Consider the following 14,574-nt stretch of genomic DNA (forward strand, 5'->3'; position numbering starts at 1 on the left):
CAGGGTGTGATGACCGAAGTGCATGCGCATACCTGCCGCCTTGAAAGATCGAAATGCAAACTTACTGCATTTTTCTACGCAGTCCAAACCTTGGGGTTGCATCTCTTTGCTTAAAATCACCTTAAAAATAGTAATAATTCTGGTTTCCTGCACTTTTTGCTGCACCTACTGAGTTATCCAGGAAATACATGAACGTAAAAGCCCAGCAAATCCGGAGCATAAAAGCCGGACATACGCCACTCTATTCCGTGCGGCCTATAGGTGCCTGCCCCTTGCAAACTCTGTATCAGCAAGGGTTACAGACTTGTAAAATCCACAGCGTCCTGTCCCGTTCAGAGGCTGCCCTGCCTTATCCGTCAAACTGCTACCGCTTCCTTACTTTCTATCAACCGCTTCAGTGCATCGTTTAAAGCATTGGAAGCAATAAAGTTTTTGGATGGGTTTTCCGCCCGTAAGTTTTCCAGCGCACCACGGATGGTAGCCGATACGTCACTAAAGATCGCTTCGTCTGTCATTTCTGCTTCTGCTTTCATGAAGTAGGCAAATACCCGTGCCATACCACAATTCGCAATGAAGTCAGGGATCAGGCTCAGCTGCTCGTCTGCCCAAACCGCCGTTGGGCCGAAGAAAACCCCATCATCTACAAAGGGGACATTTGCACCGCAGGAGATCACTTCCGCCCCTTCGGCAACCAATTGCTCGACTTGGGCGCGGGTAACCAGTTTGGAGGCTGCTCCGGGAATAAAGATATCCGCTCCCAGCGACCAAATCCGTTTGTTTACTTCTTCAAAGGGCAGCAAATCGTCCGCTACCAGCCTATTGCCCTGTTTGCGGACAAAGAGTTCTTTGACTTCTTCCATTCCCATACCCTCTGAACTGATCACGCCACCGTCCCGGTCAATAACGCCCAGAATACGTACCCCTGAGAGCGAAAGGTAACTTGCAGCGGCGGAAGCCACATTGCCCCAGCCTTGAATAATTGCGGTTTTGCCCTCTAAAGAGGTACCGTGATAAACCTCGTAAAAATGACGCACAGATTCGGCTACCCCAAAGCCGGTAATCAGGTCAGCAACAGCGTATTGATGCCCATCGGGCACGAAGCGCGGGTCCTCCACAATCTTTGCACAGCCGTACCGCAGCTGCCCAATAATTTTCACCTTATCGCCACGGGTGGAGTTGAGGTGCCCGTTAACGATGCCTTCCTGCGGGTGCCACAGCCCCAAACGCTCGGTAATGGGAATGACATCCTTGAGTTCATCTACGTTGAGGTCGCCACCGGTACCATAGTAAGCCTTAAGTATAGGCAGGGCAGCAGCGTACCAGCGTTGCAGGACTTCGTCCCGCCGTGGGTCAGCCGGGTCAAAATTGATGCCGGATTTTGCACCGCCAATCGCCGGGCCGCAAACGGAAAACTTGACTTCCATGACTTTGGCGAGCGAAACCACCTCTTCCTTCGTCAGCCCTTTGCGCATGCGGGTGCCCCCGCCGGCAGCGCCATTGCGCAATGAGTTAATGACAATCCAGCCTTCTGCTTCTGTTTCCGCGTCTTTCCATTCAAAGACAATTTCCGGTTGCTTCCCTTTATACTGTTCGAGTAGATTTTGCATGAACTTTGGTTTTCTCGGTTAACGTGGCGGTGCAAAACTACAAAATAGTTCGTATACTAACTATCTGGTTTCACCCTTCTTCTCCATTCCAGATACCCCAGTGCCAGCAGGCATAACAAGGCTGAAGCTATGAAGACTTCTGCGAAGTTGGCAGGTGTGTTGTCATAGACCCATGCAGCGTATAACGCGCCTCCTCCAATCCCAATTTCCAGTGCGATATAGGCAGTAGCCATAGCCCGCCCCCGGTAGCGGCTGTCGCTGCGGTCTACCACCCAGGCAAAAGCCGTTGGCCCCAGCACGCCGGTACAAAAGCCGAGTGCACCAGCACCTACCATCAGCATCAACGGGCTATTGGCATAGCCCAGCAGGATCAAAGCCCCGGCCGTCAGCACGAGCGAAACCTCCAGCACAGGCTCCCGCCCAAACCGGTCGGAAGAGCGCCCGGCAATCAGGCGGGACAACAGGCCCATAGCGGTAAAGCTGGTAAAGAACAACCCCTTGTTGGCCATACCGAGGTAATCGGCCTGATCCGGCACGATAGTCAGAAGCACACCAAAGCAGGCGTAGGAAAGCCCGATAATGATGGCCGGCGGCACCGCTGTGGGCTCCAAAAAGTCCTTCCACCCTACCTTCAGCAGACCAGGGCGGAAGGCCTGCCGGTCGGGTAAGGTTTCCTTCATCCCCATTAAGATGACAATCGAAAGCAGCGCAAGGCCCGAGGATACATAAAACATGATATCAATGGAGTACGCCATCACCAGCCAGCTACCAACCGGAGGAAAGATGGAAGAGCCCAGGTTCATACTGACCCCCAGAATGCCCATGGCTTCTCCGCGCCGGTAATGGGGCGCGATATCGGCAACAAAGGCAGAGGAAGCGGTAGGCTTAAAGCCGGTGGAAAAACCATGAAAAAAGCGCAGCCAAAGAAAACCTGCAACTCCCGTAACCAGCGGATAAAGCAGGCTGCAGATTACACAGACCAGGGAACCGAATACCATGACCGGCACACGCCCTACGGTATCCGTGAGCCGGCCACTAAAAGGGCGGGACAGCCCCGCCATGAGCGTAAATAAAGCAATGATCAGCCCTTTGTAGTCTTCGCCACCCATGCTTTCCAGGTAGGCCGGCAGCTCCGGAATAATCATATTGAAACTCCCGGCAAACAAAGCGTGGCTCAGGCACAACAACCAAAATTGTGTAGTGTAAAGTGGCTCCTTTTCCGTTAGCATGCGCAAATATAGAAACCACGCCCTATCTTTGCCCAACGTACGACTAAAACCTATTTTTTCTTATGCTCCACAATTGGTTGCAACCCCTTAGCCCGCTGACAGAAGCCTACCCTGACGATTGCCTGGGCAGCACGATCCGAAGGTACGAAGGTACTTTCCCAGCACTGAGCAAAGGCACAATTGCCATTCTCGGCCTTGGTGGCGAACAGGCGGATGTCATACGGCAAACGCTGTACGCCCTTAAATCCCCGTTTGAAGGGGTGACCATTACGGATCTTGGCAATGCCCGCAAGCAGGAAAGCATTTTCCTCATCCCCCTGATCAAAGAACTGCTGGAAAGCGAGGTCATGCCCATCCTCATTGGTAGTCAGCCGGCACAAGCCCTGGCGCAGTACAAAGCTTATCAGGAGCTGCAGTATCTTGTAAACCTGGTTGTAGTGGATGAGCAGGTGCCCTACGATACGGAAGTGCGCAACAAAGCCGCTTACTACCTTCAGGAAATCATCGATAGCCCGCGGTCCAGCCTTTTCCACCTGAGTTTCATCGGCGGGCAGGCACACTACCTCTCCCCCGCCACCCTGCAGGCCTTGCAAAAACGGCACTTCGACTATGTGCGCCTGGGAAAAGCCCGCGCAGACTTGCCTGACCTCGAACCGATCATCCGGGACGGCGATCTGCTCAGCTTTAACCTTTCTGCGATTAAGGGAATAGAAGCCCTGGGGCAGGCCCGCCCTTCGCCCAATGGGTTCAGTAGTGACGAAGCTTGCCAGATTGCCCGCTATGCCGGCATGAGCGACAAGCTGAAGTCTTTCGGGATCTATGGATTCGAGCCGAAAATGGACTTTATGGAGCAGACTGCACAGCTCGTTGCGCAAATGATCTGGTACTTTATTGATGGGTACTGCCACCGCAAGGGCGATTTTCCGGCAACGATGGAAGGCCTGGCTGAATATATCGTCGACTTCAAAGACCACGACTACCAGATCACCTTTTGGCGCAGCGAACGGAGCAACCGGTGGTGGATGCAGGTGCCGGTCAAAACCCATCACCAACTTCAGCGGCACCGGCTCGTGCCTTGCTCCTACAACGACTACCTGGAGGCTTGCCAGGGTAAGCTGCCCGAGCGCCTTCTAAAGGCTTTGGAGCGTTTTAATTAAGCAGCCCTTCCAGTTTATTGCTCCGGGAGCCTTTGATCATGATGTGCACCCCCTGCAGTTGCTGATCGTCGAACCAGGCGCGCAGTGCTTCCACGTTGGAGAAATGTGGAAGACCAGCTGCTTTAGCGGGCGCTTCAAAAGCCTTTCCAACCAGCAAGGTAGCCTCAAAGGGCTGCTCCAGGGCTAGCTGAATAATCGCTTCGTGCTCCATTTCGCTATCGGCGCCCAATTCCAGCATTTCTCCCAGAATAGCAATGCGACGGTTAGCGTCCATTTGTGCGAAAGCCAGCATTGCGTTTTGCATACTAGTGGGATTAGCGTTGTAGGCATCCATAAAGTAGGTATTGCCACCCCGCTCCAAAATCTGAGTACGCATATTCTCAGGGAGGTAGGCTTCTACCGCCGTTTTGATTTTACGGCCCGGCACCTCAAAGTGGACACCCATTGCTACCGCTGTCATGATATTGTTGAAGTTGTAGCGCCCGATCAGCTTACTGCCCGATTCCACCCTTTTACCGGAGACCGGGTCCCGGAATGCAAAAGTCAGAAAGGGTTGTTCGGCGGTCAGTTCGACCGGAATGTACCCTGTAGCGTCCCACGCCCCGCTCCCGTAGCCAGTCTGCCACTCGCAGGGGGCTGCCAGGTCTTCCAAAAAGCGCTCGTCCTGATTGATAAACACCAGGCCGTTGACCTCCGCCAGAAAACGGTACAACTCTGACTTGCCTTTTTTCACGCCCTCTATACCTCCAAAGCCCTCCAGGTGAGCTTTGCCAATATTGGTGATCAGACCACACGAAGGCTCGGCGATGCGGCTCAGTTCATCAATTTCGCCCTGATGATTAGCGCCCATCTCTATGACCGCGAATTGAGTATCGGCGGGCATCGCCAGTAAGGTCAGGGGTACCCCGATATGGTTGTTGAAGTTGCCCTGCGTGAAGTGGAGCTTGTATTTTTGGGCCAGCACGGCAGCCACCAACTCCTTGGTTGTGGTCTTGCCATTGCTGCCGGTAACACCCAGGACGGGGATATCAAACTGCCGCCGGTGATGCCGCCCGAGGCCCTGCAGAGCCTTGAGCGTATCCTCAACCAAAAGGTACTGTGGTCCGTCTGCTACAGCCGGGTCGTCTACCACAGCGTAGGAGGCACCCTGCTCCAGGGCCTGCGCCGCGTACCGGTTGCCGTCAAAACGGTCTCCTTTCAGCGCGATAAAGAGCTCGCCCCTTTTGATTTTCCGGGAGTCTGTCGTCACTCCACTGCACGCACTAAAAACCTGATAAAGTTGCTCGATTGAATTCATGTTAATCCAGACGTATTAGACTTGATACGTCGGGGATCATTACAGGGTTAAAATAGCTCATTTTTCCCACTGCACTGACCCGACGCATCAAGTCTATTGAAAAGCCTCCACCCCGGTTAACTGACCGGGATGAAGGCTTTTATTATACCTTAGCTAATCGTGTATTGACACAAGCACTAGTAGCCTGTTTAATATCTTCTGCTGCCGCGTTTGCGCTTAGTGTTGAATTGGTGCCCTCCAACATCTTCATTGCCACTAGGTGAACCGGTACGGGTCATCGCACAACGGAAACCGATGGTACGCGAGGATTTTTTCTGGTCCAGATAGCGACGTGCGCCCGGAGAGAGCCAGAATGCCCGGTCAGCCCAGGAACCACCTTTGTATACGCGGGTCTCATCACTGACCAGGGTATGCTCGCCGGTTGCATAGTAAGCCTGCGACTGCTTATCGCCGTCCAGGTAGTTGTACACCTTACCCGTTTTGTAGTTATCGCGGGTAGCGGCTTCCTCGTCCGTCACGTAGCGGTAACGCAGACGCCCGAGGCTATCTTTTTCAACCGGGCGGCCATCTTCGTCCAGCTCCATTTGCTGGAATTCGCCACCACGGTAAGAGTTCAAGTCATGGTTTTCCGTATCAGAAAGGGTGGCACTTGTCAGCGGGCGGTACAGATCAAGGACCCACTCGTTCACATTGCCTGCCATGTTGTACAAGCCAAAATCATTTGGTATAAAGGAACGAACCGGCGCGGTGATGTGCGCATCATCGTTCAGGTTGCCAGCCATACCCATATAGTCACCTTTACCACGCTTGAAGTTAGCCAGCATTTCACCCTGATACTTATCACGCTTCTGATAACGTATAGTGTTACCATCCCAGGGGTAGAAACGGCGGTCAGAAATCCGCTCGTCCTTTTCGGAGGTTTGGTTGCCCTGCAGAGCCAAAGCTGCATATTCCCACTCTGCTTCTGTAGGCAGGCGGTAGTCTGGCAGCATAAGGCCATCTTCGAATCGGACCGCGCGCTCACCGCCGGTACGCAGGTCTTTGAGGTTCTTGCGAACCTCTCCCTGATACTGTCCAACCAGATAAGACTCCGTTACAAAGTTGTCTTCATCTTTTTGCTCCGTGTTCAAATTGAGCACGCCTTTTTCAACGAGGATCATCTCGTTCACACGGTCCGTACGCCACTTACAGTATTCTGTAGCCTGTTCCCAGCTAACGCCCACTACCGGGTACGAATCGTAAGAAGGGTGGCGGAAGTAGGTTTCCACGAAAGGCTCGTTGAACGCCAGTTCTTCGCGCCAAACCAGGGTGTCAGGCAGAGCATTCCGGTAAACTTCAGGGTAAGACTCCCCGAATACGCGGTTGATCCAATAGAGGTACTCCCGGTAGTCGGTGTTAGATACCTCCGTTTCGTCCATATAGAAAGAAGAGACCGTAACCCGTCGTGGAATATTGTTCCAGTCGTATGTCACATCCTGTTCGGTGAGCCCCATAGTAAAGGTGCCCCCTTCGATCAGTACGAGGTTGGGCCCGGCGGCCTGCCCTTCGTAATCGAGTTTTTCATAGCCTCCCCATTTAGTGTCGTTGTACTTCCAGCCTGTTGTGGCAGAGCGTTCCCCACCGCCGCAGGAGCTGAGCACGAGCGCTGCACCAAAAAGAAAAGCGCTAAACTTCAGCAGATTTTTCATTAGTAGAAAATTTGTTTTTGAGAATCGACCAACAAATACATTAAACATTAAGATAGCTCTCTCAAGCTACTCTTTTAAGCATAAGGCGGCGGGCACTCAGGCATTGGAGCGTAGTTCATTACTAAAATCCGACCACCACATTTTCCTTTGAAGGCGGGAAATTAGCAATTTATGATGGCATAGGGAAATGCACGCTACAAATTAACGCCATTTGTATGCCGCTACGCCAAATTTGGCGCTGCCGGATGTCGAAAATTTTTAAATAGTGGCGAGCCACTGTTTTCCTTCTTATCCAACTGCCTGAGGCTAGTTGAACATCTTAAAACAATTGTTGTAGCGGGACGTTTTGCGCCGCCGCTGAGCTTCCTTACTGTCCTCAAAATTAATAGTGAGGGAAAGCTCGTGGGTGCCTCCGGTATTGCCAAGCGTCAGGCTGTTCAGCGTGAGATCAAAGCTATAACCGAAGCGGAAGACGCCGTAACGGACGCCAAAAAGGGCAATCGCAGCATCAGCATTATTAATGGTATGCCTGTACCAGGCACCTCCAAAAAAACTTCCGACCCCAAAATACGCACCTCCGTTGATTTGTGCAAACTCTCCTTGCTTTACCATAAGAAAGTTCGGAGATACAAACGCACTGTTTTCCCGATTATTGCCTGCAATCAAAGGGATTTGCCAACCGCCGTGCAGGGTGATGCGAAGGGGCAGCCCCGCACCAAGGTTTTCGTTGATATCCAAAAGGCTTTCGTCGGGGCTGTTCAGGTGCTTGAGCGATAACCCGGCGTAGGCGTTCTCGCTGTTAAACAGGATGCCCGCCCCTATATCGACCGCAGTATTGTTTAGGTTGACCGGGCGCTGCTCTTCCGTCGGGTTGGCCACACCGCCCCCGCCGATGGGGCCGGTGACGGGGTCAATCTGATCCAGGAAGATCAACTGATCCCAGTCCAGGCTCGTTTGGATCATCCCTGCCTCCACCCCGATACGCACGGCAGAGGTACGGTTGATTTTCACCCGGTAACTGTACACGCCATGGAAGCGGGTCGTATTGTAAATGCCGTTGCCGGCATCATCTCCGAGGACCACCACGCCAAAGCCACTGTTCAATTCCTCCAGCGATTGCTCGTAAGCCACAGAGTAGGTTTCGTAACCGCCCTCGTAATCCGCCCACTGATTGCGGTAGTTGACCGTCACCCTCGGCGCAAAAGTAGTACCAGCAAAAGCCGGGTTGATCTGCATAGGCGCAGCAAAAAACTGGCTGAACACCGGGTCTTGCGCTTGCAGGGATTGGGCCATCAGCATTGAACAAAAAAGTATTGTGAGTAGTATTCTCATTAGGCTGCAATTGGATCAATGGGCTCCCAGACAGGAGAAATCATGTGGAGGCGACATTTCGGCCTTTCTTAACAAGCAATACGCCTTAGGGTCCGCCGTTTTGTCTTCAAACGTTATACTTTTATCCATAACTTGTCTAAAAGACTTGAGCAACATACCAATTTTTTCGAAACTGGTTCGGTCCGGGACTGTTAATTTTGAACCTTAGCCAATTGGTTGACAAAAGAACAGGGCTAAAAATAAGTTGCAATGACCGGAATTGTCATTTTCAGATCTGTTCAAAGAACTGCCCAACTCCTCAAAGAAGTATACTATGAAAAGTTTTAACACCCTTTGTTTATTGCTTGCCCTGACCACGCCTTTGCTGGCACAACTCCCTTTGGAGTTCACTCAATCGCTCGACTGGGCGGCAGCGCCACAAGAAGTCTTGGCCGATGGCCGGGTAAACCACTACTGGGCTTTTGAAGGAGCCACCCAGAGCGATAAGGTACTCCCCTTGTTTTCCCGGCGGTTTGAAGTGGAAGGGGCCGGTCAGCTCCGGGTGGAAGTACTGGAAGCCGAATACGAAGCTTTCGGCTGGGAGAAAACGCCCGACGCTGCCGAGCAGCTCGAAGAACAGTTGCGATTCGAAACCACTATGACCCGCCACCGGGAGGGCTACTACGGCCGGGTGGCCTTTGTGCCGATCATCAGGCAAGGCAATCGGTACGAGCGCCTGAAAAGTTTTAAAATACGCATCACCTTGCGGCCGGATGCGGGCAACAGCATTGCCTTCAGAGGGCCCAACAATACCGAAACTTCCAAGCTCAGCGATGGGGCTATCTACAAAATTGCCGTTTCGGAAACGGGCATGCACAAACTGACCTATAGCTTTCTTAAAGACGAGCTGGGCATGGATATCGATAATATCGACCCCGCACGGATTCAACTACTGGGCATCCCTGGCGGTAAACTGCCTTATTACTCAGAAGACCCCCGCACCGATGACCTGGCGGAGCTCCCGATCCGGATAGAAGGCGGCAATGATGGCAGCTTCGACAACGGGGACTACCTGCTGTTCTACGGGCAGGGGGCAAGCATCTGGGCTTATGACGAAACCGAACGGCAGTTCTTCTGGCAGCAAAACCCTTACGACGTGGCCAATTACTACTTTATAAAGGTGAGCGGCAACAACGGGCAGCGCATTACAGCGCAATCCTCACTCAGCAGCACCGAATATACCACTACCTCCTACAACAACTACAGCCGCTTCGAGCCGGAAGAAATCAATATCCTGCACGAGTGGTCCAAGACGCAGGGGGCCGGCAAACAATGGTTTGGTGATCATTTCAAGGTGGCCCGGGAGTACACCTATACTGATCTTTTCCAATTTGACAACCTTATCCAGTCTGAGCCTGTGTATGTGGAAGCCCGCCTGGCCTTGCGTGCCCGCATCCGCTCCTCCTTTTTTATGGATGTAGCCGGGCAAACCCTCGAAAGCAATGATGCAGATTCCACACCCGCGATCAATACCGCTTCGGATAATACGGCCCAGTATGCACGATATGCCAAGGTCTCAGACTCTGTTTTTGTCAGCACCAACAGCAGTAATGTCAGGCTCCGCTACCCGTTCCCACAAGGCAGCGGAGATGACAGTGAAGGCTGGGTAGACTGGGTGCAGTTTAATGTGCGCTGCAATCTCATCTATAGTTTTACCGGTGCTCAAACAGCGTTCCGGGATATCGAAACCCTGAATTATGGCAGCGCCACCTTTGAGCTTCAAAATGCCAATGAAAACCTGCAAATTTGGGACGTCACCGCGCCCCTTCAGCCCCGCGCCCAACAGTACAGCCTTTCGGGCAACACCCTGCGGTTTGGTGCCGAGACCAACAGCCTGCGTGAGTTCGTAGCATTCGACCCCAACGGCAACCTGCTAACGCCTGAAGCCGTTGGTGCTGTTCCCAACCAAAACGTGCACGGCATTACGGATGCTGATATGGTCATCATCTATCATCCCGACTTTGAAACGGGAGCACTGCGGCTGGCAGAACACCGGGCGGGGTTCAATAATATTTCTGTAGAGCTAGTGACTCCGGAACAGATTTTTAATGAATTTGGCGGAGGCCGGGCAGAACCAACCGCTATCCGCGATTTCTGCCGCATGCTTTATGACCGCTCTGACAAGTTCAACTACCTGCTCCTGATCGGGGATGCCTCTTTCGACAACCGTGATATCTATGGGCTGGGTGGCAACTTTATCCCTTCTTATCAGGATGACAGCCTGCACCCGGTCTTCGCTTACCCTACCGATGACCTCTACGGTGTCCTTTATGGCAGCAGCCCCAATGACCCTCTGCGGGGAGACCTGAACATCTCCATCGGCCGCCTGCCCGTAAAAAGCAATGAAGAGCTCGAAAACATAACCGCCAAAATCGTCAACTATAACGAAAATGCCAGCACCCTGGGCGACTGGCGCAACCAACTGGTTTTTGTGGCTGATGATGGCGACAGCAACACCCACCAAAGAGATGCGGATGATGTAGCCGAAACGGTCCAAAACCAGGTACCCTTTATGAACCTGGAGAAAATCTACCTCGATGCCTTCCCGGAGGAATCCACCCCCGGGGGGGAGCGCTACCCGCTGGCTACGGAGCAACTCAACCGCTCGGTATTCAAAGGTGCCTTTGCCGTCGCTTATCTGGGCCACGGTGGCCCGAAAGGCTGGGCGCAGGAGCGGGTCCTAAATATTTCGGATATCCTGAGCTGGGACAACAAGAACAACATGCCTATTTTCATCACTGCCACCTGTACTTTTACCGGTTTTGATGACCCTAGTTTTGTTTCGGCAGGGGAAGAGGTTATCCTGAACTCACAAGGCGGTGCCCCGGCACTGATGACTACGGTACGCCCTGTATTTACCGGAGGCAACAAACGGCTGACCGCTAATGCTCTGGAGTACATCCTGTCCAAGTCAGCTGATGGGCGGCCGCTTACCGTTGGAGAAGCCTATCTGCTTGGGAAAAACCAGACTGACGATACCGACAATACCCGGAAATTCACCCTCATCGGTGACCCGGCTATGCCACTGGCGCTGCCACAGTACAACGTCGCTACCACCGCCATCAACGGCGCAGCTATTGCATCGCTGGATTCACTGCGTAGTGATACCCTCCGGGCGTTGCAAAAAGTAACCATCGAAGGGGTGGTGCTCGACAACAGCGGCAACATCGATACGGAGTTCAACGGCATCGTCTATCCTACCTTGTTCGACAAAGCACAGATGGTCAGTACGCTGGGGCAAGGCGAGAACAACGTATTCAATTACCGCATTCAGAATAATGTGATTTTCCGGGGCCGGGCATCGGTCACTAACGGGCAATTTGAATTCACCTTTGTGGTGCCTAAAGACATCAATTACGAGCTGGGCAGTGGCAAAATCAGCTACTACGCAGCCGACGAAAGCCGGATGCTCGATGCCGCTGGGTCTTACGAAGCCATTCAGATCGGCGGCACTGACCCCAATGCTATCGCTGATGATCAGGGGCCGCAGGTGGAGGTCTTTATGAATACCGAAGACTTCGTTTTTGGCAGTGTGGTCGACCCCAAGCCCACCCTCCTGGTGAAGCTCAGCGATGACAACGGGATCAACGTGGTAGGCAACAGCATCGGCCACGATCTGGAAGGCGTGCTCAACGAGGACACCCAAAACGCCCTGTTGCTCAACGACTTCTACGAGTCAGAGCTGGACGACTACACCAAAGGGACGGTACGCTACCCCCTAAATGAACTGCCCGAAGGCCGCCACCGGATAGAAGTAAAAGCCTGGGATGTTGCCAACAACTCAGCAACCGGCTATACCGAATTTGTAGTCGCCGGATCCGGAGAAGTGGCCCTGCAGCACGTACTCAACTATCCCAACCCCTTCACCGACCGGACCTGCTTTCAGTTTGACTACAACCTGGCCAATCAGGAAGTGGATGTGCTCATACAGATTTATACCGTATCGGGCCGCCTGGTAAAAACCCTGCAACAAACGATGGTCACCGATGGGGCCCTGCGGCAGGACGATTGCATTGAGTGGGACGGCCGGGACGACTTCGGCGACCAACTTGCCCGGGGCGTCTACCTGTACAAGGTGAAGGTACGGGCACTAGGCGCTGGCCTGCAGGCACGGACTGGGGAGAGCGAGTTCGAGAAGCTCGTTATTTTGAAATAATTCGCTATATGTTAATTTTTTTAACTCCTGAAATGCATCCTTTGGTACGCCGTTTGTAGTATGTATTGAAATGAGACCCAACCCTCCCATGATAAGGTCTTGTCAAGAAACACCTCCTACTAGTCTACAAACTTGTATATTTGCAACATCAATTGGAAAAACCGTGAGCGTCTCATGAAAAATTTACTCTTTAAACAACTCCTTCTGCCTGTAGCGGCCCTGTTCATTTTCGTTGGGCAAGCGGACGCACAGTGCTACGAAGAAGAAGGCAGGTTCTACAACCTTGACGGTACGCCCTGTACGAATACCGTTGTTTCTGCCGTCCCATTTCTCCGCATCGTAGCGGATGCCCGCTCCGGCGCGATGGGCGATGCAGGTATTGCCATATCTCCGGATGCCAATGCCATCCACTTTAATGCCTCCAAGCTGGTCTTTGCCGAGGAAACCTTTGCCATGTCGGCAACCTATACGCCCTGGCTGCAAAACCTGGGGCTGAATGATGTCTACCTTGCTTATCTGACCGGCTTTTACAAGCTGGATGATTTGCAGACGCTCGGCTTTGGGCTGCGTTATTTCTCCCTGGGCAGCATTCAGTTTACGGACCAAAACGGTGAGCCACTGGCCATCGGGCAGCCTAACGAATTTGAAGTTTCTGCCGCTTATGCCCGTAAACTGACGGACAACTTCTCTGCCTCCCTTACGGGTAAGTTCATCTACTCCAACCTGGCTGCCGGACAGCAGGTGGAAGGTGGTGAAACCATCGAGCCTGGCGTAGCCGGTGCTGCTGATGTAGCGTTCACCTACCGTACAGATATCGATACGGACCGTGGCGACTCTGAGTTGACTGTTGGCCTTGCTTTGACCAATATCGGCTCCCGCATTACTTATACCAACTCCGTAGTCCGCGACTTCCTGCCAGCCAACATTGGTTTGGGCGCTGCTTATACCATGGAGCTGGACGAGTACAATACGCTGACACTTACCACCGACATCAACAAGCTGATGGTGCCCACCCCTTGTCAGGGAGATGGTTGTGATGAGACTGGCGAAATCGGCATCGACGACTACCGGGAGCAGTCTTCTATCAGTGGTATTTTCTCTTCCTTTAGCGATGCCCCGGAAGGATTTAGGGAAGAACTCACAGAGCTGATGTACTCCTTCGGTGTTGAGTACTGGTATGACCAACAGTTTGCCGTACGTGCGGGTTATTTCAATGAACACCTGCAAAAAGGTGGACGTAAGTACCTGACCGTAGGGTTGGGTTTGAAGTACAATATTTTCGGCCTTAACTTCTCCTACCTCGTACCGACCACCAATCAGCGGAACCCACTGGATAACACTTTGCGATTCTCTTTGCTGTTTGACTTTGGCTCGATGGGCGAGCTTGAATAAGAGCATGTTTGGAGGAGCACTTCAGAAGCATTTGTAAAAAGGAAAGCCCGGCACTTCACACGAAGTACCGGGCTTTTTTATTTTTGCTGCAGGCCTGTAAGCCGGATTCTGTATCCCGGTCAGACCGGGACCTCTATCATTTATCTAGCCCTGCCCTCACGAGCAGGGTCCATCTGCCTACCCCTCCCGAATCACCGGAGTGAGCTGAGCGAGCAACTCAGCCGGGCAGCTGCCCGATCGGGATGTACGTGACATTTCAACCCACGAGGTTTACCCCTCCGCTTTGTTGCCAAAGCAGAGCGTGCGCTCTTACCGCACGTTTTCACCCTTATCCCGGTTTGCACCGGGACGGTATAGCTTTCTGTGGCACTTTCTGTCCCCGGCCGGAGCCGGAGCCCACCCGTTAGGTGGCGTGGCGCTCTACGTTGTCCGGACTTTCCTCACCTGCCGGGCGTACCCGGCAGCCGCGATAGAGCAGCCTGCAGCAGGGGGTAATGTACAACATTTATTAGAGTTTATGAATAGCCCCAATACTGAGAGCATGTTTGGAGCTCGTTGCTATTGCAAATCAACGCTTTATGAACCCCGCAGAAATGCGGGGCAAGCTCTGACTTCCTCACTAAATTTTCATTTAGCCCGCTAAACTCAAATTTAGTGACTTTGCCAGAACCATAAAT

8 protein-coding genes and 1 other RNA gene are annotated in these 14,574 nt (G+C 52.8%); 3 read left to right on the forward strand and 6 right to left on the reverse strand.

Translation table 11 applies throughout. The features are described from left to right. Window positions 1-356: 356 nt before the first annotated feature. Together RIC19_RS02465 and RIC19_RS02470 are read right to left on the reverse strand one after the other, a co-directional pair. Complete coding sequence (locus RIC19_RS02465) at window positions 357-1,607, reverse strand: Glu/Leu/Phe/Val dehydrogenase dimerization domain-containing protein (protein WP_350176486.1); 1,251 nt, start codon at window positions 1,605-1,607, stop codon at window positions 357-359. A 56-nt stretch (window positions 1,608-1,663) separates the two neighbouring features. Continuing rightward, on the reverse strand, window positions 1,664-2,836 hold the full coding sequence (locus tag RIC19_RS02470; RefSeq protein ID WP_350176488.1) for an MFS transporter: 1,173 nt from the start codon (window positions 2,834-2,836) through the stop codon (window positions 1,664-1,666). 62 nt (window positions 2,837-2,898) lie between these two features. On the opposite strand from RIC19_RS02470, the gene RIC19_RS02475 reads away from it, so the two are divergent. After that, on the forward strand, window positions 2,899-3,993 hold the full coding sequence (locus tag RIC19_RS02475; RefSeq protein ID WP_350176490.1) for an arginase family protein: 1,095 nt from the start codon (window positions 2,899-2,901) through the stop codon (window positions 3,991-3,993). Here RIC19_RS02475 and RIC19_RS02480 read toward each other — a convergent pair. The 3 genes from RIC19_RS02480 to RIC19_RS02490 all read right to left on the reverse strand — a co-directional run bounded on the left by RIC19_RS02480 (window position 3,986) and on the right by RIC19_RS02490 (window position 8,310). Then, complete coding sequence (locus tag RIC19_RS02480; protein WP_350176492.1) at window positions 3,986-5,290, reverse strand: UDP-N-acetylmuramoyl-tripeptide--D-alanyl-D-alanine ligase; 1,305 nt, start codon at window positions 5,288-5,290, stop codon at window positions 3,986-3,988. The genes RIC19_RS02475 and RIC19_RS02480 overlap by 8 nt on opposite strands. A 188-nt stretch (window positions 5,291-5,478) precedes the next feature. Continuing rightward, a complete protein-coding gene (locus tag RIC19_RS02485) occupies window positions 5,479-6,978 on the reverse strand; it encodes an SUMF1/EgtB/PvdO family nonheme iron enzyme (protein WP_350176494.1) in 1,500 nt (499 codons plus the stop codon). Window positions 6,979-7,284: 306 nt separating this feature from the next. Next, window positions 7,285-8,310: a PorP/SprF family type IX secretion system membrane protein gene (locus tag RIC19_RS02490; protein ID WP_350176496.1), complete on the reverse strand. Its 1,026-nt coding sequence runs from the start codon at window positions 8,308-8,310 to the stop codon at window positions 7,285-7,287. A 313-nt stretch (window positions 8,311-8,623) separates the two neighbouring features. On the opposite strand from RIC19_RS02490, the gene porU reads away from it, so the two are divergent. Together porU and porV are read left to right on the forward strand one after the other, a co-directional pair. After that, entirely contained in the window at window positions 8,624-12,505 is a 3,882-nt protein-coding gene (porU, locus tag RIC19_RS02495) for a type IX secretion system sortase PorU (RefSeq protein ID WP_350176498.1), read from the forward strand. 174 nt (window positions 12,506-12,679) lie between these two features. Further along, complete coding sequence (gene porV, locus RIC19_RS02500) at window positions 12,680-13,897, forward strand: type IX secretion system outer membrane channel protein PorV (RefSeq protein ID WP_350176500.1); 1,218 nt, start codon at window positions 12,680-12,682, stop codon at window positions 13,895-13,897. Between the two features lie 81 nt (window positions 13,898-13,978). Here porV and rnpB read toward each other — a convergent pair. Further along, window positions 13,979-14,383: RNase P RNA component class A (rnpB, locus tag RIC19_RS02505), an RNA gene on the reverse strand. Window positions 14,384-14,574: the final 191 nt, after the last annotated feature.

Source organism: Phaeodactylibacter sp. (assembly GCF_040219495.1).
In the GTDB taxonomy this organism is placed as follows: Bacteria; Bacteroidota; Bacteroidia; order Chitinophagales; family Saprospiraceae; genus Phaeodactylibacter.